The 20,374-nt window shown below is 44.2% G+C and carries 16 protein-coding genes; all 16 read right to left on the reverse strand.

Annotated elements, in window-relative coordinates; all coding sequences use genetic code 11:
* Nucleotides 1-25: 25 nt before the first annotated feature.
* A complete protein-coding gene (locus tag ABUE36_RS11130) occupies nucleotides 26-1,030 on the reverse strand; it encodes a gluconeogenesis factor YvcK family protein (protein ID WP_178942906.1) in 1,005 nt (334 codons plus the stop codon).
* Entirely contained in the window at nucleotides 1,027-1,914 is an 888-nt protein-coding gene (gene rapZ / locus ABUE36_RS11135; RefSeq protein WP_017262175.1) for an RNase adapter RapZ, read from the reverse strand. Before rapZ ends, ABUE36_RS11130 begins: the two co-directional genes overlap by 4 nt.
* Nucleotides 1,915-2,005: 91 nt before the next feature.
* Entirely contained in the window at nucleotides 2,006-2,806 is an 801-nt protein-coding gene (locus ABUE36_RS11140; RefSeq protein WP_421016747.1) for a YibE/F family protein, read from the reverse strand.
* The gene (locus tag ABUE36_RS11145; protein WP_161001615.1) at nucleotides 2,793-3,911 is read right to left on the reverse strand and encodes a YibE/F family protein; all 1,119 of its coding nucleotides are present in this window, start codon (nucleotides 3,909-3,911) and stop codon (nucleotides 2,793-2,795) included. The genes ABUE36_RS11140 and ABUE36_RS11145 overlap by 14 nt, the downstream gene beginning before the upstream one ends.
* Nucleotides 3,912-4,476: 565 nt before the next feature.
* Nucleotides 4,477-5,820, reverse strand: a complete 1,344-nt coding sequence (locus ABUE36_RS11150) for an APC family permease (RefSeq protein WP_161001614.1) — start codon at nucleotides 5,818-5,820, stop codon at nucleotides 4,477-4,479.
* A 9-nt stretch (nucleotides 5,821-5,829) separates the two neighbouring features.
* Entirely contained in the window at nucleotides 5,830-7,182 is a 1,353-nt protein-coding gene (locus tag ABUE36_RS11155) for an APC family permease (RefSeq protein WP_161001613.1), read from the reverse strand.
* 197 nt (nucleotides 7,183-7,379) lie between these two features.
* The gene (gene uvrA, locus ABUE36_RS11160; RefSeq protein WP_161001612.1) at nucleotides 7,380-10,247 is read right to left on the reverse strand and encodes an excinuclease ABC subunit UvrA; all 2,868 of its coding nucleotides are present in this window, start codon (nucleotides 10,245-10,247) and stop codon (nucleotides 7,380-7,382) included.
* A 19-nt stretch (nucleotides 10,248-10,266) separates the two neighbouring features.
* Nucleotides 10,267-12,267 carry an excinuclease ABC subunit UvrB gene (gene uvrB / locus ABUE36_RS11165; protein WP_161001611.1) on the reverse strand — a complete coding sequence of 667 codons (2,001 nt, stop codon included), beginning with the start codon at nucleotides 12,265-12,267 and terminating at the stop codon, nucleotides 10,267-10,269.
* 339 nt (nucleotides 12,268-12,606) lie between these two features.
* Nucleotides 12,607-14,334 (reverse strand): phospho-sugar mutase, encoded by a 1,728-nt coding sequence (locus ABUE36_RS11170; protein WP_421016748.1) that lies wholly within the window; start codon nucleotides 14,332-14,334, stop codon nucleotides 12,607-12,609.
* Nucleotides 14,335-14,527: 193 nt separating this feature from the next.
* Nucleotides 14,528-15,469: a thioredoxin-disulfide reductase gene (gene trxB / locus ABUE36_RS11175; RefSeq protein ID WP_421016749.1), complete on the reverse strand. Its 942-nt coding sequence runs from the start codon at nucleotides 15,467-15,469 to the stop codon at nucleotides 14,528-14,530.
* A gap of 145 nt (nucleotides 15,470-15,614) precedes the next feature.
* Nucleotides 15,615-16,502 (reverse strand): UTP--glucose-1-phosphate uridylyltransferase GalU, encoded by an 888-nt coding sequence (galU, locus tag ABUE36_RS11180; RefSeq protein ID WP_421016750.1) that lies wholly within the window; start codon nucleotides 16,500-16,502, stop codon nucleotides 15,615-15,617.
* A gap of 67 nt (nucleotides 16,503-16,569) precedes the next feature.
* The gene (locus ABUE36_RS11185; RefSeq protein ID WP_421016751.1) at nucleotides 16,570-17,586 is read right to left on the reverse strand and encodes an NAD(P)H-dependent glycerol-3-phosphate dehydrogenase; all 1,017 of its coding nucleotides are present in this window, start codon (nucleotides 17,584-17,586) and stop codon (nucleotides 16,570-16,572) included.
* Between the two features lie 31 nt (nucleotides 17,587-17,617).
* On the reverse strand, nucleotides 17,618-18,454 hold the full coding sequence (gene lgt, locus ABUE36_RS11190; RefSeq protein ID WP_161001607.1) for a prolipoprotein diacylglyceryl transferase: 837 nt from the start codon (nucleotides 18,452-18,454) through the stop codon (nucleotides 17,618-17,620).
* A 3-nt stretch (nucleotides 18,455-18,457) separates the two neighbouring features.
* On the reverse strand, nucleotides 18,458-19,465 hold the full coding sequence (gene hprK / locus ABUE36_RS11195; RefSeq protein ID WP_161001606.1) for an HPr(Ser) kinase/phosphatase: 1,008 nt from the start codon (nucleotides 19,463-19,465) through the stop codon (nucleotides 18,458-18,460).
* A gap of 195 nt (nucleotides 19,466-19,660) precedes the next feature.
* Nucleotides 19,661-20,011 carry a phage holin family protein gene (locus ABUE36_RS11200; RefSeq protein WP_017262161.1) on the reverse strand — a complete coding sequence of 117 codons (351 nt, stop codon included), beginning with the start codon at nucleotides 20,009-20,011 and terminating at the stop codon, nucleotides 19,661-19,663.
* A 2-nt stretch (nucleotides 20,012-20,013) separates the two neighbouring features.
* Nucleotides 20,014-20,364, reverse strand: coding sequence for a PspC domain-containing protein (locus tag ABUE36_RS11205; protein ID WP_421016752.1), 351 nt, complete (start codon nucleotides 20,362-20,364; stop codon nucleotides 20,014-20,016).
* Nucleotides 20,365-20,374: the final 10 nt, after the last annotated feature.

Consider the following 20,374-nt stretch of genomic DNA (forward strand, 5'->3'; position numbering starts at 1 on the left):
TTTATCACCTTATTGATCAAGGCAGTTATTGAATATGTTTATGTGCAAGCAACTTCATCAGCTCAGCAACCACCTTGGTCCCGTCGTGAAAAGCACCGGCATCCCGTAACTGGAGTAAATTGGCTCGAATCGACCGGACACCCATCCTTGTCAATGCGTCGGTATCTGACGTTACTTGCGTTGACACCTCGTTCCAGCGTTTCCAATCCATGTAATCCTCTGGAACCCGTTCAGTATTCACAAGGACTGTATCTACGAAATTGGCACCCAAATGCTTGTTTAATACCTGAACGTGATCGGCATCAGTAAAGTGATCCGTTTCACCCTTCTGCGTCATAATGTTACAAATATACACAACTTCCGCAGGAGTATGCATAATTGCCTCGCCCACGTTTGACACCATAAGGTTTGGCAAAATGCTCGTAAATAGACTACCAGGTCCCAACACAATCAAATCGGCGCCTAAAATGGCATCGATTACGGCTGGCATCGCCTTAGCAATCTCATCGTCAGAATCTGGCTGTGGTGTGACCCACACACGTTTAATCTGTTTGTGAGCAGCTGTAATTTCAGCCTCTCCCGCGAGTTGTGTGCCATCGGTAAACTCAGCATGAAGCACCAACGGTTCATTGGCAACTGGATAAACATGACCATCTACATGCATCATTTCGGACAGTTCCTGAACAGCGCCAAACACGCCGTGCTCCATTTCAGTGAGCGCCGCGATAATTAGATTGCCAATCGCATGACCGGAAAAGAAGTTATCATTAGCCTCAAACCGATACTGAAAGACCTTCAATTCCAATGGTGACAACCGCGACAAGGCGGCCATGACATTCCGAATATCACCAGGTGGCACAACGTTAATATAGTTCCGAATGATTCCCGAAGAACCACCGTCATCTGCGACCGTCACAACGGCAGTTACATCGACGTCCTGCTTATGCAAGGAATTAAGGACAACGGGCAAACCCGTGCCTCCACCAATGACAACTACGCGTGGCCGCCGCTTCTCCATGATTTCTTTCATGAGCGGTTAACCGTTTCCTTTCGTTTCTCCACGTCACGATGACTGACATGAACGCGATAGTCCTGACTTAAATCTTTACCTAGTCGTTCTGTGATAGCAACTGACCGGTGTTGACCACCAGTACAACCAATTGCAACGGTCAAACTGGTTTTGCCCTCTTTTTGATAGCCAGGCAAGGTCAGTTTTAAAAGCTCTAAAAACTGCTTGTAAAAGGATTCCGTGGCCGGCTGTTTCATTACGTAATCATACACAGCTGGGTCACGGCCAGTCAGTGATTTTAATTCAGGCACATAATATGGATTTGGTAAAAATCGAACGTCCATCACGATGTCTGCATCGATCGGCAAACCATATTTGTACCCAAACGACAAAATTTCAACATGAAATTCCGACTGTTTATCTTGATTTTCAAATTGTTCAAAAATATCTTCACGCAGCTGCCGTGGCGTCAAATGATCCGTGTTGATGACCAAGTCTGCCCGTTCCTTCATTTCCGACAGCAAACTTCGCTCCTGATGAATACCATCTAAAACGCGGCCATCCATGGCTAGTGGATGTGCTCGCCGGGTTTCCTTATACCTTGCCACCAATTCGGCATCTGACGCATCGAGAAATAATACCGATGTATCTACCGTGCCAGTGCTTAAAGAAATTGCGATCATTTCCTGCAGGTCATCAAAAAATTCACGCGAGCGTAAATCTACGACAAGCGCAACCTTTTTAACATTCCCTGACTGTCTGACCAGCTGCCAAAACTTAGGCAATAATTTGGGTGGCATGTTATCCATAACAAAGTAGCCCAAGTCCTCAAAGCTTTGCATGGCAACCGTTTTGCCAGCACCACTCATCCCTGTAATAATAACCAATTTCAGTTGTTGTGCCACTTCTTTGCCCCCCTTACGTCGCCGCTTGTTGCTTTTCTTTGCTCAGCTTACGACGTCACTTCTAACAGTATAACATACCGGGTGTGTCTTTTTATTCATCTACGTCCACTTTAGTCACTACCGGCTGTTTTTGTGATTGGTGTGGCTGTCGATGCCAACGCCAACTAGCTACTGCCGCTGTCATTGGCACCGTAATGAGAACGCCGATAAACGACAGTAACACCATCAACAGCTCAGCAACAAACACTTTGTCATTAAAAACCTCACCAATCGAGTAACGAAGGCCGACGAACCATATGAACAACGATAAGAAGCCACCAAAAAAACCGAAGAATAAAGTATTAAACGTGGTCCCAATGATCTGTTTACCGACGTTCAGACCGTCGCCAAACAAACGCTTCCCAGTTATTGTAGGCTGTTGCGTTTCAATCTCCGATAGGCCTGATGAAATGGCCATGGCGGCTTCGGCAATGGCTCCTAATGTGCTCAACACGACGGTGCATATTTCGACTTTCAAAAAAGAAATGCCGATATACAGCGACATGCCTTCCAAGTCTTCACTGTCTTCATCCCCGAATCCAGCGACCTGTGCCCAATGCTCAACGGGCACAATAAATAACAAAAGTAATAACATCACGATAACGGAAGCGTAAAACGCTGTCGTTGTACTGTTATCATCATCATTTCCAAAGAAAATCGTCACCGCCAATATAATCGTCCCCGCAACTAATGTGACAGGTAGTGGTGGCAAGTGAAACTGAACTAACACAATGGTTAAAAACAATAACGCAAAGTTCACACCGAGGCTGACAAACGCAATTGCCCCTTGTTTACCACCCACAGCCCACATGGCTAAAAAAAGCAATAATGCCAACACACTAAAGGTTGTCATCTGTCATCACCCTCTTTTTCATCAATCGACTTGCAACGAAGCTGGCCACTGGAATGGCTAATACAATTCCTAAACCGCTGATTAAACTTTGAATAACCCCCATCGACATATTCATCATGTAGGTATACCCCCAGTTATTACCATTCTTTAAGTACAAGAGCGTTAACGGAAAGGTGTCAGCTACGAAGATAAGAAATAGCACGTTGATTAGAGGTCCCATAATGGAGCGACCAACATTTCGTCCTGATAAGAACAGTTGATTCCTGCTGACATCCGGACGTTCAGCTTGAAGTTCAAATAGTGTCGCCACAATATCTGTTGACTCGTCCATCACTGCCCCCAAAGACCCAATCAGCGTCTCCGCTAAAAACAAGGGGCGTGGCAATGTGGTCACATACTGAAGGCCCTCATAGTGCATGCCTCGTTCGTGGGTAAGTGCGAACACGATCAGGCTGATTACAATTGCTAACGCCGTCCCAGATAATGTTGCTGTTAACGTAATGACCGTCTGTCGACTCCAACCCAGAACCAACCACAACGTTAACGCCGCAAAAACAACACTAATTAGACTAAATATGACAAACACATTGCCATTTTTTAAACTCAAATCGATATTTATTGCTAAGAAGAACAGTACCGCATTTAACCCGACGGATAACAATGCCATAAACCCGGCCGAGCGCATAAAGATAAACAGCAAACTGATTACGATCCAGGTCAGTAAAGCGACCACGGTATCTCGTTTTGGTCCTTTAATGTTTGACTGCTGACCCCGAGTTAGTTTTGAAATGAATACCTGATTGCCCACGCGATAGGGTTGATCCATTGCGCCGGAACGACTGTATGTATTGCTTAAAGTAATCTTTTGCCCCTTGTGAATTGTGTTAATCAGAACAGCATTGATCCGCTGATGGACTGTTGCATCCTGATTTTCAAACTCATCTTGTTGTTTGACAGGGCGTTCATTACGTACACTAGTAATTTTAGCGATTGGTCGTTGATAAATTGGGGCGTCGTAAGCAACACCTAGTACCAACAGTCCGCCAAATAAGACACAAACTAGGGTTACCCACCAGTTTGTAGAGTGTTTTGGTTTAACGTTCATTTGATGATTCCCCGCTTTCAATAACGCAAGCACCCTAACCCAACTCGTTTTTTCATAAATCTACGTTTCATTCTACCACCCGTGCCGACGCGTCTTTCAAAACGTAACTAAAACTAAACTTGCCAACGATTTTTTAACAGTAATTAATAATTGTAGGAATTTTTGTGTCTAAAACAAAAAACTGTTTTGATCGATTGACCAAAACAGTTACGTTGTTGTTTTACGCAGATGACTAAATTGTGAATCAGTATTAAAAAGTAATGTCCATGGCGTCGATTAAACTATTTTCAGCCGGCTAATTAATCTGTTTTATGTGATTTCACCTAACTAGGTCAGCGGGAGGGCGCCAACATTGATACCGAGTCGTGAAAGTGTTGTTAATTCGAATGCACTTCTCGAATTTACAACACGGAGGGTCACGGAGACCCGGAATTTCACGAGGATCTGCGACGGGGTGAAAGGCCATGAACTTCGGGCTTGAACCGGTCCCACGGCGAGCGTGTCAATGTTGGCAACCGTAAGCGGCATTTCACCACGCCCACAACCTCGTCTGAGGTTAAATCAATCACATAACATCAATAGAATCATCGTTTTTATAATGTCGTTTCAACCAGTAATAAAGTGGAATTCCCAGTCCAATAATCACCAGCGACGTTGCCGCCCCGACAAAATCGAAGAACAGTTCACTGATAACCACAAAACTAGTTCCGATGATGGCAATAATTGGGACTACTGGATAACCCGGCGTGCTAAATCCAACCGGTTTGCCACCATTGCGACGACGCAGGATAAAGACACCGACGAACGCAGCAATATAAAAACTGTACATCGCAAAAATACAGAGCTCGGACAGTCGATCCGTATCAACAGTCAGGATCATTAAACTAGTCAATGCCAGTAAAATCGTCGTTGCAACGACTGGCGTTTGTGTGTGACGGTTCAGGCTACTAATTTGTTTGGCAAACGGCAAATGGCGTTTAGCGGCCATTGCATAATAAATCCGTGGAAAGGACATCATTTTACCATTCAACGCACCAATAATTGAGATCATTATCCCAATATTCACGAGTCGCCCGCCGAATGCTCCAAACGCATTTAAGGCAAAGTAGGCCGTCGCGTTCTGGCCGAGTTCATTAATTTTAGCTGCACTCAAAGACCGAAAAATGCCAAATGTTACCCCGAGGTATAACACAATAACAATGGTAATTCCCAAAATAATGGCTAACGGCAACAACTTTTCGGGCCGTTTGATTTCGCCACCTAGATTAGTAACTAGAATCCAGCCATCATAGGCAAAGATGGTACCTAACACAGCAACACCAAAGTTACCAACACTCTGATGGATACTCGTTACTGTCTCACCGAAGCCAGCTTCACGGCCAAAGAAGAGCCCGAAAATCACGATCGCCGCAATCGGCAACAGCTTACAAATGGTTGTCACAATCGCAAAAGCGGCACCGTAACGATTTTCCAACATATTCAACATCGCAATCAGAATAATGGCACCAATCGCAATTGGTGCCTTCCAAACTGCTCCGAGGCCAAAGAAATTAGTGACCAATAAGCCTAAATACCCGGCGATTGAGCCAACAATTGCTGGTGCATAAACGATAACCTGCATCCAACCTGACATGAAGCCCCAAAACTCACCATAAATATGGGTCATATATTGGTAAAGACCCCCAGTATGCGGAATTTGAGAACCAATTTCAGATAATGTCAGCCCATCAGCGAGGGTAATTAAGCCCCCTAATAACCAGGCCAACATCGCTAGGTTGGTAGAACCTGTCATTTGTAAAACAGATGCTTGCTTAAAAAATATCCCGGAACCAATGACTGTACCAATTACAATCGCTAGTGCAGACCACAGCCCTAGAGAACGTTTCAATTCAACGTGACTCTCTTGCATTGCCTAAACTCACTTTCCTGAATCTTCTTTAACAAAATCTTCTGCATGATTGTGTTTAATTTCATAGTAATAAACTGGAATACCAACGACAACCATTCCCAAAGAGAATAGTACACCCGTGAAATCTGAGAAAACTTCACTAATGAGCACAAACAGCGAACCACCAATCGCTACAATCGGCGTTAACGGAAACAATGGCATCGAAAATGGCCGCTTCTTATGCTGACGACGCAATTTAAATGATCCCAAAAATGCCATGACGTAAAAGCAATAAACCGTAAAGATACATAATTCCGACAGCCGGTCTGCGTTTGCAAACAACACCATCAGTGCAGCAATCAACAATACCGCAATGGTCGAAAAGATTGGTGTCCGCGTTTTAGGGCTTAAATAACCCAGCACACGACTAAATGGCAGCTCCCGATCACGTGCCATCGCGTACATAATGCGTGGAAAAGTCATGATTTTCCCGTTGATACAACCGATAATGGAAATAATGACACCGATGCTCAACAACTTACCGCCAATTGCGCCAAAGTCTTTTGTGGCAAGAAACGGAATTGCACCCGTACCTAGTCGATGAATCGTTGAAGCTGGCAAACTTGCAAAAACGCCGTAGGCTACCAACAAATAAATAACCATAACGATACTAATCCCACCAATAATCGCACGAGGCAATAATTTCTGCGGTTCTTTTATTTCGTCACCCAAATTAGCAACCAGAATCCACCCGTCAAACGCAAATAACGTAGCCAAAATGGCGACCCCAAAGTTGCTACCATGCTGAGTCGCGGTCGACACACTGTGGCCCAACGCACTGCCATCGCCAAAGAATAAGCCGAATACAATAATTGCAACGATTGGCAATAATTTACAAATCGTCGTTATAATGGCAAACATCGCGCCATATCGATTGGAAAATAAATTGAGGACGCCAACTGCTACCAATGTTCCGAGTGAAACAGCCAAGCCCCATCCACCTGACAGGTGAAAAAAATCAGTCATTAAAATGCCTAAGTATGACGCAAGCGCTGCAATAATTGCTGGTCCATAAATGATGATTTGCATCCAACCAGATAGAAATCCCCACAAACGGCCATACATTCGTTCCATATAAACATACAAACCGCCAGTATGCGGCATTTGAGAGGCGATTTCAGCAATGGTCAGCCCGGCGGTTAATGTTAGAACCCCACCTGCCAGCCACGCAAACAGTGCACCCGTGGTAGAGCCTGCGTCATCAAGTACTGCCGCTTGTCTCACGAATACGCCGGCGCCGATAATAGTCCCGATTACTAAGGACAGGGCTGACCAAATGCCTAAGGAACGATTCAGTTCTACCACTGGTGTTTTTTGTTTCATGTCGTCACATTCTTTCTCGCATTCATATTTATTAGATAAGTTTGTGCTAGTTTACCAAATTTTAATCTTGTAGGCCAACCTTAAGCAGAACTTCAACCTCAAAACGATCGTGTTAAAACAAAAAAAGACTGATCAAAACGCCTACAGACTAGGATTTGATCAGTCATATTATTAAATCATTAAAAATTGTACCGTTATTATTTTGCTTGTTCAGCAACTTCTTCAGTACGTTTCGTATCTCGTTCCAATACTGCTTTCAGGTATTGACCAGTGTAGCTTTCCTTAACTTCAGCAAGCTCTTCCGGCGTCCCAGTCGCAATAATTTGACCACCGCCAGCACCACCTTCTGGACCAAGGTCAATCAAATGGTCAGCAGTCTTAATCACATCCAAATTATGTTCAATGATCAAAACGGTGTTGCCGTGATCAACCAGTCGCTGCAAGACAACCATCAACCGTTTGATGTCATCTGAATGCAATCCTGTTGTTGGTTCATCTAAGATATAGAAATTACGACCATTGGCCTTCTTGTGTAGTTCAGAAGCTAACTTCATCCGCTGAGCCTCACCACCTGAAAGCGTGGTTGCTGACTGACCCAAATGAACATAGCCCAGGCCGACATCAACAATGGTTTGCAATTTACGTGTGATCTTAGGAATTGCAGCAAAGAAGTCCAACGCTTCGGAAACCGTCATGTTCAGAACGTCCGAGATATTCTTCCCTTTGTACGTCACTTCAAGTGTTTCTGAATTGTAACGAGAACCATGACAAACTTCACAGGGCACATAAACATCTGGTAAGAAGTTCATTTCAATCTTTAAGATCCCATCACCATGACAGGCCTCACAACGACCACCCTTAGTGTTGAATGAGAAGCGGCCCTTTTGATAACCACGCAATTTAGCCTCATTCGTTTGAGCAAACAAATCACGAATGTCATCGAACACACCCGTATAGGTAGCGGGGTTGGAACGTGGTGTCCGGCCAATCGGCGACTGGTCGATATCCACAATCTTTTCAATATTATTCACGCCAGCAATACTCTTGTATTTACCGGGTTTGGCCGAATTGTGATTGAGTTTTTGAGCCAGTACCTTCTCAAGAATGCTGTTAACCAATGTGGATTTACCAGATCCTGACACACCAGTCACAACTGTTAGCTCACCCAGTGGGAAACGTACATCAACATTCTGTAAATTGTTTTCTGAGGCCCCTTTTAACACGATGGCCTTACCATTCCCCTTACGTCGCTTTAGCGGCACCGGAATGAAGTCCTTACCAGCTAAATACCGACCGGTTAATGACTTAGTACTACGTTCAACTTGTTTAGGCGTTCCAGCGGCCATAACCTGGCCACCATTTTCACCCGCACCAGGACCAATATCAATTAAGTAGTCGGCCGCCCGCATTGTATCCTCATCATGTTCAACCACGATCAGAGTATTACCTAAATCTCGCATTTTTTTAAGTGAACTGATCAAACGATCGTTATCACGTTGATGCAACCCAATGGACGGTTCGTCAAGGATATACAGTACACCAGACAAATTCGAACCTATTTGAGTAGCTAGACGAATTCGTTGCGCCTCACCACCAGACAATGTTCTAGCGGACCGACTCAGTGTAAGGTAACCAACGCCGACACTCGTCAAAAAGGATAGCCGATCGCGAATTTCTTTAACGATTGGTTCAGCAATCACTTTATTTTGCTCGCCCAAAGTTAAACCCTGGAAGAATGGCAACTCATCATCAATCGCCATTTCGGAAACTTCACCAATATGCTTCCCGTCAATTTTAACGGATAGTGCTTGGCGATTTAACCGGTAACCATGACAAGTCTGACATGTCAGTTCAGTCATATATTGACGCATTTGATCACGTGTAAAGTCAGAATTAGTTTCCTTGTAGCGACGTGACACATTGTTCATGACACCTTCAAAATCGGCATCAACATCACGAACACCACCAAAATCATTTTCATAGTGGAAATGGAATTTTTTGCTTGATCCATGAAGGACCATATCACGTTGCTTCTTAGGCAGTTTGTTGAAAGGTGTATCCATATCAATCTTGTTTTGTTTAGCAAACTGTTCTAGCATGCTTGGATAATACATGGAACTGATTGGATTCCAGGGTTCCAAAGCACCCTCACGAAGCGTTTTACTAGGATCTGGAACGACAAGATCTTCGTCAACTTCCAGTTTAACCCCTAACCCTTCACAATCGGGGCAGGCGCCAAGTGGTGCATTAAATGAAAACAGCCGTGGTTCCAATTCGCCGACCGTAAACCCACAAATGGGACATGAATAATGTTCTGAGAACTGCATCGGTTCACCATCAATGATGTCAGCAGTCGCATAGCCATCACTCAGACGAAGAGCAGCTTCAAATGAGTCAAACAAACGACTCCGACTATCACCGTCTGGATGCACAATTACCCGATCAATGACGATATTGATACTGTGATATTTGTTTTTATCTAGTTCAGGCACTTCATCGATATCATAAGTTTCGCCGTCTACTTGAACACGCACAAATCCTTCACGTTTAATCTTCGCAAAAATTTTTGCATGTTGTCCTTTCTTTCGACGCACAATCGGCGACAATACCTGGAGCCGCGTCCGTTCAGGGAGTGCCAGCACCTCATCAACCATCTGCTCAACAGATTGGCTAGTAATAACTGTGCCATCGTTTGGACAAATTGGTGTCCCAACCCGCGCCCATAGTAGCCGCAAATAATCATTGATTTCCGTGACAGTTCCAACGGTTGACCGCGGATTTTTACTGGTTGTCTTCTGATCGATAGAAATCGCCGGGCTCAGGCCATCAATTGAGTCCACATCCGGTTTATCCATCTGCCCAAGAAATTGGCGCGCATATGCGGACAAACTTTCAACATAACGCCGCTGTCCTTCAGCATATAACGTATCAAATGCAAGTGAGCTTTTCCCTGAACCAGATAACCCCGTAATGACTACCAGCTTGTCACGTGGAATCGTGACATCAATATTCTTTAAATTATGGGCACGTGCCCCATGTATTACAATTTTGTCGTTATTTGCCATTGGTTACCTTTGCCACCCTTTACTGTTTGGCTTTTAATTCCATGATTGTATCACGCAACGTTGCTGCTTCTTCGAAGTCGAGTTTCTTGGCAGCTTCTTGCATTTGCTTGTTTAAGCCAGCCAACATTGCATTCTGATCGGACTTTGACAGATTATCAAAGTCGTCTTCATTAAGTGTTGATTCTTTCTGACCGTCACCAGTTGGTGCTGTCACCGTGATATTATCACGAATTGGCTTAACGATTGTTGTCGGCGTAATATGATGTTCTTCGTTATACTTCTCCTGAATCTCACGACGCCGTTTAGTTTCATCAATGGCCGCCTGCATGGACCCCGTAATGGTATCCGCATACATAATAACCGCCCCGTGTGAATTACGGGCAGCCCGACCAATCGTTTGAATCAATGACCGTTCATTTCTTAGGAAGCCTTCCTTATCAGCATCCAAAATGGCAACCAGCGATACCTCAGGCACATCAATTCCTTCACGTAAAAGGTTGATGCCGACCAACACGTCAAATTTGCCCAACCGTAAATCACGGATAATTTGCGTTCGTTCCAAGGTTTTAATATCACTGTGTAGGTAACGAACCCGAATTCCCAGATCCTTCAGGTAATCCGTCAAATCTTCCGCCATTTTCTTGGTCATCGTCGTGACAAAAGTCCGCTCATGAGCTTCAATCCGCTTATTGATCTGACCAACGAGGTCATCAATTTGACCCATAATTGGTCGAACTTCAATCGTTGGATCGAGCAAACCCGTCGGCCGAATAATCTGTTGAACCACTGTATCCGTTTGCTCATGCTCATAGTCACCAGGCGTTGCGGACATGTAAACGACTTGATTAATGTGTTTTTCAAACTCATTAATTTTCAATGGTCGATTATCCAGCGCACTTGGCAAACGGAAGCCATAATCAACCAGCATCTGCTTTCTAGAACGGTCACCTTTGTACATACCACGCACTTGTGGCATCGTAACGTGACTCTCATCCACGACTAGCAAAAAGTCTTTCGGGAAGAAGTCTAGCAGCGTAAACGGTGGTTCACCGGGTTTACGACCGTCCATGTGACGGGAATAGTTTTCAATCCCACTCGTATAACCCATTTCACGCATCATTTCCATGTCGTAAGTCGTCCGTTGTTGCAAACGTTGAGCTTCCAACAACTTGCCTTGATCCTTCAACACCTTCAACCGGTCTTCCAACTCGTCACCGATCGTCGTAATGGCATGATCCATAATAGCATCATTCGTCATGAAATGAGTGGCTGGGAAAATTGTGACATGATCACGATCACCAACTACTTCACCAGTCAGTGCATCGACTTCCCGCATCCGATCAATTTCATCACCGAAAAACTCGATTCGTAGCGCATGTTGATCTTCAGATGCTGGGAACACTTCAACAACATCACCGTGCACTCGAAAACGGCCACGTTGGAAATCAATATCATTACGCTCAAACTGAATGTCAACCAACTTGCGCATGAAATCATTACGTTCGATTGTCTGACCGACCCGTAAGGAAATAACATGGTCTTTATACTGGTGTGGATCACCTAAACCAAAGATTGATGACACCGAAGCCACGACAATCGTGTCATTCCGTTCCAATAGCGAACTAGTGGCCGCATTACGTAACTTATCGATTTCATCATTGATTGATGAATCTTTTTCGATGTACGTGTCAGATGAGGGCACATAGGCTTCCGGTTGGTAATAATCATAATAAGAAACGAAATATTCAACGGCATTGTTAGGGAAAAACTCTTTAAATTCACCATAGAGCTGTCCTGCCAATGTTTTGTTATGCGATAGAACCAGCGTCGGTTTGTTAACGTTGGCAATCACATTGCTGATTGTGAATGTTTTACCGGTTCCCGTAGCACCCATCAAAATCTGCGCTTTTTTTCCGTCTTCAATCCCATCTGTCAACGCTTTGATGGCCTCCGGTTGATCACCAGTTGGCTTATATTTTGAAACTAAATCAAACTTTCGATCTGCTTGACGTTCAATCATGCCAGACGTTACCTCCCCTAGTTCATTTACATGGTCTAATTATTGTGACGGTAAGTGATAAACCATCATCAACACGATTTAAAAAACAGGTTCATGACTGCACTGGTCGGCTTGATTCGCTTAGGTAATTCGTTGCGACCATATTGCTGTTTTGAACCCGTCAACTTAGCGTAACTATTCTAGCATACCGAACATACTTTCGCACGAGATATGCACACTTTCGATTAAAAATATGCATTCACTCACTACAAAAAACGCGTCCACGTTGACGGGATCTCTTATCCCGTCAATCGTGCACACGTTCTTTTTATTCATTGTCAAAGTTTGTATCTAGCAAAACTAGTCAGCAACAAAAGCATTGATGTCGTCAGCAAACTTCTTTAATTTGTCGTTTGCTTCATCCAAAGTGGTACCGTTCGTACCAATGTAGAATTTGATTTTTGGTTCGGTTCCTGAAGGACGAACAGCAATCCACGTACCATCCGTTAACCAGTACTTCAACACTTCAGCGTGTGGTAGGTCCAACTGTTCAACGTGGCCATCTGTAAAGGTCTTTGTGCCCTTAGCAATGTCATCGACAGCTGTCACATCGTAACCAGCGAAACTCTTTGGGGCAGCCTGACGGAACTTCTGAATGATTGCTTCGATCTTCTTTGGTCCTTCAATACCTTCAAAGGTTTGTTGAATCGTTTGCTCACGGAAGTAACCGTATTGCTTGTATAAGCCTTCCAAGCCATCGTATAACGTCTTTCCTTGTTTACGATAGTACGCAGCAATTTCAGCCAGCAACGTTAAGGCTTGAATAGCATCCTTATCACGAACAAATGGCTTAATCAGATAGCCGTAACTCTCTTCAAAACCAAACATAAACGTGTGACTGTTTGTATCCTGGAAGTTTTGGATCTGTTCAGCGATAAACTTGAAACCAGTCAACACATTGATCATGCCAACGTGGTAGCTTTCGGCAATCTTGGTGGCAAACTCAGTTGAGACGATAGACTTAACAGCCACCGCATTAGCAGGCAATGTACCGGCATTTTTGTTGGCTTCCAAAATATAATGCAACATCAATGCGGCGATTTGGTTACCGGTCAATAATTGGTAGTCGCCGTTTGGCAAACACACTGCGGTTCCCAAACGATCAGCATCTGGATCTGTTGCAATCAGCACATCCGCATTCTTTTCTTTACCCAATTTAATTGCTAAATCGAAAGCTTCAGAAAATTCTGGGTTTGGGAACTTAACCGTTGGAAAGTCACCGTCTGGCTCAGCTTGTTCCGGTACCGTGATGAAGTTTTTAAAACCAGCATTGCGTAACGCACGTTCACCAGGCATCCGTCCAGTACCGTGAAGTGGTGTGAAGACGAAGGTCATGTCCTTGCCTTCTTCAGCGGCCAAATCATGATCAACTGTGACAGTGGCGACGTTGTCCAAGTAAGCCTTATCCACGTCTTCACCGATAATCGTTTCCAACCCGTTAGCCTTTAATTCAGCTTCATCGGCAGTTTGGATAGCAAACAAATCAGTGACCTTACGAATGTAACTCGTGATTAAATCAGAGTCCTTCGGTGGCATTTGCGCACCGTCTTCACCGTAAATCTTGTAACCGTTGAACTGCTTTGGGTTATGACTTGCAGTAATCATGATGCCGGCAAACGTCTTTAAATGACGAACCGTAAAGGACAATTCTGGTGTTGGTCGTAAGCCTTCGAACACAAAACTCTTGATGCCGTGTTGGCCTAAAACTTTTGCGGCCTCGTGGGCAAACTCAGTTGAGTGATGGCGAGAGTCAAAACTAATGGCAACACCACGTTGCTTCACGTCATCGCCCAATGTATCCATATATGTAGCTAAACCTTCTGTAGCCTGGCGCACCGTATAGATGTTCATCCGGTTGATTCCAGGTCCCATGACACCACGCATCCCCGCAGTACCAAAACTCATTGGCTGATAGAAGGCATCTTCCAATGCCTCATCATTACCCTTTAAAGCTGTTAATTCTGTCTTCAAACTTGTTTCCAGGTTTTCTTGGTTATTCCAAACCTGGTAAGTATCTTTCCAATCCACAGTTGCATCTCCATTCATCTAGACCAAAGTCACAAATATACGTTAAGTATACCGCATTCATATTGTTTACGTCGCCCGTTCATCGGGCTTTATCAATCAAAATAAATAAAAAAAGCGTGCCTCACACAAAAAATTGCAATTTTGCAACTTTCTGTATGAAACACACTCCAATCGTTCACTTAAAATCAAATATTTAATTAACCGCAGCCTTAGCCTTTAAATCCTCCAAATATTGGAAAACCTGTTGGCCGGCAATACCGCCGTCACCGACAGCAGTCGTAATCTGGCGTAAGTCCTTTTCGCGAACATCGCCAATAGCAAAGACACCAGGGACACTGGTCCGCATCTTGTCATCAGTTGGAATCCAACCAACTTCGTTTGTAACGCCAAGACCAGCGAATGGTTCTGTCATCGGTACATTACCGACATAAATGAAGACACCATCGGCAGCCATTGTACTGGTTTCACCAGTTTGGTTGTTCTTTAATTCAACACCCGTGACTTTCATATCGTCGCCAACAATTTTAGTCACTTCCGTGTTCCAAACAAAATCCATCTTCTCGTTAGCAAATGCCCGATCCTGAGCCACTTTCTGGGCGCGTAACTGATCCCGACGATGAACAACAGTCACCTTATCAGCCAATTGAGTCAGGTAAATTCCCTCTTCAATAGCACTATCCCCACCGCCAACAACAACAACGTGTTTATTGCGAAAGAACGCACCATCACAGACAGCACAGTATGAAACACCACGACCTGAAAATTCAGTTTCCCCTGGCACACCAAGCTTGCGATATTGAGAACCCGTCCCAATAACGACCGCCTTAGCAGTGTATTCATCAGTGTCTGTCGTCACAGTTTTAGTATCACCATTGTCGACAATTTTTTCCACAGCGCCATAACCATACTCAGCACCAAACTGCGTGGCACCTTCATACATGGCGCTAGCTAGATCAGGTCCTTGAATGGATTTAAAGCCCGGATAGTTTTCAATTGCGGCAGTATTGTTCATTTGACCGCCATAAATTCCGCGATCCAATAGCAACACTGACAATTTTGCCCGTGAAGCATACAATGCCGCCGTCATTCCACCAGGGCCAGCACCGATCACAATCACATCATAGTTTGTTGCCATATCGACTTTCCTCCTACCGCCTATCAATTTATCAATGGACACAGTCTACTATCTTTTTGTAAGTAATACAAGTCTTTTGCTTATACCCCCAGAGGTAAAAACGTGCTGACCCGATTAACCCAGCGTCAGCACGTTTGTGTGTTCATTATTTTGTGTTAGCTTTAATTTCGTCAGCCAACTGAAGCACGTACTCGCGCAGTTCGTTCTTCACGTCAGGGTGACGCAAACCAAATTCAATGTTTGTCTTAATCAAACCAAACTTGTAACCAACATCATAACGGTCACCTTTAAATTCGTGAGCGTAAACATGTTGCTTCTTGTTCAGCAAGTCAATGGCATCTGTTAATTGAAGTTCATCACCTTTACCATAAGGTGTTTGTTCCAAAGCTTCAAAAATTTCAGGTGTCAACAAGTAACGACCAATGATTGCCAAGTCAGAAGGAGCATCTTCTGGTTTAGGCTTTTCAACGAAGCTCTTAACTTGGTATAAACCATCAGAAACTTCCTTGGCTGGGTTGATCACGCCATACTTGTTCGTTTCTTCATGAGGAACACGCATAACGGCCAGAGTTGAATCACCAGTTTCTTCATAACGGTTGATCAGTTGCTTCGTTAAAGTAACCTTGTCTTCCATCAAGTCATCACCAAGTAAAACAACAAATGGTTCATCACCGATAAAGTCTTTTGCTGTTAACACAGCGTCACCTAAACCACGCATGTGGCTTTGACGAATGAAGTAAAGGTTGCTGTCGTTACTTGATTGGACGGCATGCAACATAGCGTCCTTACCCTTACTTGCTAAATCAGCTTCCAATTCTGGGGCTGAATCAAAGTGGTCTTCAATAGAACGTTTGCCACGTCCTGTTACGACACAGATTTCCTCGATGCCGGCCTTGTGGGCTTCTTCAACAATAAATTGAATCGTTGGTTTATCAACGATCGGCAACATTTCTTTGGCGATTGCCTTAGTTTCTGGTAAAAAACGCGTGCCATAACCCGCTGCAGGGATAATGGCCTTTCTAACTTTTTGCATAACAACAAATTCCTTTCGTTTTTCCCACGATAACGTGGTCTACTTTACCCCAGCCATAACCAACTTGCTAACCAATTTCAGCGCGACCTTCACGTTGCATCAATCCGGTAATGACTGAGCGAACTTCGGCTCCGTTGTAAAGAACGTCATAAATAGCGTCCGTAATTGGCATATCAACATGGCGTTTAATGGCTAGTTCGTGGGCCGCCTTTGTGGTAGCCACACCTTCAATTACCATGCCCATGGTATCAATGACTTCTTGTAACGATTTACCTTGACCAAGTTCATTTCCCGCACGCCAATTGCGTGAATTTGAACTTGTCGCCGTTACGATTAAATCACCGACACCAGAAAGGCCGATAAACGTTAACGGATTAGCACCAAACGATTGACCTAATCGACTTATTTCAGCTAAGCCACGGGTCATTAATGCAGCCTTCGCATTATCGCCATATCCCAGTCCATGTAAAGCACCGGCACCAATAGCAATAATGTTCTTTAAAGCGGCACCAAATTCAGCACCAATCACATCCGTATTAGTATAAACCCTAAAATATGAATTCATAAAGAGTTTTTGTGCTTTTCTCGCCGCATCCTCATTTAACGATGCGGCTGTTATCAACGTAATATCCTTTTTCGCAACATCTTCGGCATGACTAGGACCAGACAGAACAACAACCGCATCCCGATTAGCAGATGGAATCTCTTCCGTTAACATTTCTGAGACCCGTTTATATGTTTCTTGTTCCAGCCCTTTGATTGCGTGCACAATTGTTACTTTTTGATGATTAGCAATTAATAATTTAGCAGCCTGAGCACTGACCTCACGAATTGCCTTCGTTGGTACAACAAACAGAACAACAGATGCATCCTTGATTGCTTCAGCCATATCATCAGTCACCATCAGATTATGTTGGTATTCAAAGCCTGGCATATACGCTTGGTTTGTGTGGTGTTGATTCATTTCTTCCACCTGGCTGGCTTTATGAGACCACAGAGCAACGGTTTGCCCATTTTCCGTCAATAAGTTTGCCAGTACACTGCCCCAAGATCCAGCGCCCAGCACTGCAATTTTTGTTGTCATTAGTTTCTCCTCAATTTATTGCGAACATGAGTTATTTCTTTGCAACCGTCATTCCTGATAAATAAGATGGCACATTATGCTGTCGACGCCGAATGATCAACCAGACCCAAGCACCAACAAAGAGAACAACGGACAGCCATTGTGATACGCGTGCTGGGCCTAACATTAGGCTATCAGTCCGCATACCTTCCACGAAAAACCGACCAAACGCATACCATGCTACATAAATAAAGAAAACCTCGCCACGCAAATACAACCCCTTAATGTGACGCGTAGCTAACAGAAAGATAAAGCCGGCGATGTCCCATACGGATTCATACAGGAATGTCGGCGTACGATAAACGCCGCCAATGTCCATTTGTGTGATGATAAATTGTGGCAAATGCAAGGCATGCAGATGTGCCAATGTGGTTATTTTACCAAAAGCTTCTTGGTTCATAAAGTTGCCCCATCGACCAATTCCTTGCGCCATAATCACGGTCGGCGCTAACACGTCCAGAAACAGAAATGTCGGAATTTTACGCCAGCGGGTAAACAGAATCACCACAATAATGGCACCAATGAGTGAACCATAGATCGCAATACCACCATCCCAGATGGCAATGATCTGATCTAAATGATGTTGATAGTAGGACCATTGAAAAACAACATAATAGATACGTGCAGAAATCAGCGCAACCGGTAATGCCCAGAGCAAAAAGTCATATAGATCATCAGGATTAATCTGACGTCTGCGGGCTTCACGAACAGACAACCATAACGCAATGAAAACACCGGTAGTAATAATGACGCCATACCAATGAACCTCAATGGGTCCTAAATGCAGTGCGATTGGGTTCAACGCCCCAACAAGTGAAGTAAACGCCATGCTTTAATCCTTATCCTTAGTGGCCGATGCACTATCATCGGTCGTCTTTGCTTCATTTGCTGCCTCAGCAGCTTCATCACGCTTGGAGTTTTCCTGAATCAAACTGTTTAAATTGTCGTCGAATGTCTTTGTCGCATCATACCCCATAGAGCGAGCACGGAAGTTCATCGCGGCAGATTCAATAATGATGGCCAAGTTACGACCTGTCTTAACAGGAATTGAAATCATCGGTACCTGAACGTCGAAGATTTGGCGCTCATCATCTGCGTTGCCCAAACGATCAAATTGAGCATCAGGCGTCCAGTTTTGCAAATGAACAATCAGTTGAATCTTGGCCTGACTTCTGACCGCACCAGCACCAAACAGATTCATCACATCGATAATACCAATCCCACGGATTTCCATTAAGTGGTTTAAAATCTTTGGCGCCTCACCAACTAATGTTTGTTCATCCTGTTGATAAACATCAACCCGGTCGTCCGCAATCAGCCGGTGTCCACGACGGATAAGTTCCAAGGCCGTTTCAGATTTACCAACACCTGAGTCACCAGTGATAAGAACCCCAAGTCCATAAATATCAACTAGCACACCGTGAATCGATTGCCGTTTTGCCAATACGCCACTTAAGTAAATCGACATATTTGAAAGAATTCGCGATGACGTTTGTTTGGACCCCAACACAGGAATATGTTGCTCTGTTGCCGCCTGAATCAGCTCTGCCGGTGGTTCAATTCCAGTTGACACAACAAAACAAGGCGTTTTAGGATCTGCCATCTTCCGCATAATCATGAGTAACTCCTCATGACTCATCTTTTTAGAAAATGACGTTTCTGTAATCCCCAGTAACTGAATACGTTCCGGTGGATAATAGTTAAAATAACCAGTCATTTCCAAACCCGGACGTGAGATGTCCGGTGTCGTAATGCGGCGATCGTCCAGATACTCTTTACCATAATAGACGGTTAACCTGGTATTCTCTACCAGCTCCCGTATCGTTACACTGTCTGCCACGAATACTCCTCCTTAAATATGTCTCTACGTTGTTGCTCGAACCTTCCCGGGCTTCGGCATCACTCTAAACGTGCACCTGTCGCCCAGAAGCCTGCGCATAACCCGTAAGTCGTTTCATTCGGAAAACCGCCGAATGCCAAGCCTTCCACGTTATTGCTCAACTTCTCTCAGGGCTTCGGCATCACTCTTCTATCATCACTCTTTACTAAAATACCCAGAAATGACGGCGTTACAAATGGACATAATAATCGCTGCCAACATTGCCATGCCGAAGTTGGCAATATGGAAATTCTGTGCGCCAACGAAGAAACTTGTCAGTTCCAACATCAGTGCATTTATGACAATTGAAAACAGCCCTAACGTTAAAAATGTTATTGGTAATGATAATACCACCAAGATCGGCTTAATGGCCGCATTTAAAATCGCCAACACTAAACTGGCGACCAACGCGTACCACACACTAGAAACCGCAAAACTATTGCGGAAAAATCCGGCAATCGCCATAAATAATAGTGCATCGACAATAATCCGTTGCCAAAACTTCATTTTTATTGTTTATCCCCTTTATTTTCATGCACGTCACGTTCTTCGGCATGGATTTGTTTTCGTGCTCGTGATCGAGAGGATTGTGAGGCACTCTGACCACTAAATAAGTCACCAAATAAGTTAAAAAATGATGCATCACTCTGCTGACGGTCATTTGGTAAAAACCACAGTAGAACACCATACAGAACCACCGCCACCAACGATATCAACCAGTGAGGCGGAATCGCAATAGCCAAAATAATATAAGCTATTCGCAAAATTGTTGGATTAATGTGCAAATGCTCACCAATGCCACCGAATACGCCACCAATCCAACGATCCGTTGCTGACTTTGTCAATTTTCGTTTGCTCAAGCAGGTTTAC

This window comes from Furfurilactobacillus cerevisiae (assembly GCF_048961765.1).
Classification (GTDB): Bacteria; Bacillota; Bacilli; order Lactobacillales; family Lactobacillaceae; genus Furfurilactobacillus; species Furfurilactobacillus milii_A.

Coding starts and splice junctions, on each gene's coding strand:
- uvrB (WP_161001611.1), bottom strand. CDS start 12,267: ATGATTGAACGTCAAGCAGATCGAAAGTTTGATTTAGTTTCAAAATAT.
- ABUE36_RS11185 (WP_421016751.1), bottom strand. CDS start 17,586: ATGACAACAAAAATTGCAGTGCTGGGCGCTGGATCTTGGGGCAGTGTA.
- trxB (WP_421016749.1), bottom strand. CDS start 15,469: ATGGCAACAAACTATGATGTGATTGTGATCGGTGCTGGCCCTGGTGGA.
- ABUE36_RS11140 (WP_421016747.1), bottom strand. CDS start 2,806: ATGACAACCTTTAGTGTGTTGGCATTATTGCTTTTTTTAGCCATGTGG.
- ABUE36_RS11145 (WP_161001615.1), bottom strand. CDS start 3,911: ATGAACGTTAAACCAAAACACTCTACAAACTGGTGGGTAACCCTAGTT.
- uvrA (WP_161001612.1), bottom strand. CDS start 10,247: ATGGCAAATAACGACAAAATTGTAATACATGGGGCACGTGCCCATAAT.
- ABUE36_RS11155 (WP_161001613.1), bottom strand. CDS start 7,182: ATGAAACAAAAAACACCAGTGGTAGAACTGAATCGTTCCTTAGGCATT.
- lgt (WP_161001607.1), bottom strand. CDS start 18,454: ATGGCGTTTACTTCACTTGTTGGGGCGTTGAACCCAATCGCACTGCAT.
- galU (WP_421016750.1), bottom strand. CDS start 16,502: ATGCAAAAAGTTAGAAAGGCCATTATCCCTGCAGCGGGTTATGGCACG.
- ABUE36_RS11150 (WP_161001614.1), bottom strand. CDS start 5,820: ATGCAAGAGAGTCACGTTGAATTGAAACGTTCTCTAGGGCTGTGGTCT.
- ABUE36_RS11130 (WP_178942906.1), bottom strand. CDS start 1,030: ATGAAAGAAATCATGGAGAAGCGGCGGCCACGCGTAGTTGTCATTGGT.
- ABUE36_RS11200 (WP_017262161.1), bottom strand. CDS start 20,011: ATGAAGTTTTGGCAACGGATTATTGTCGATGCACTATTATTTATGGCG.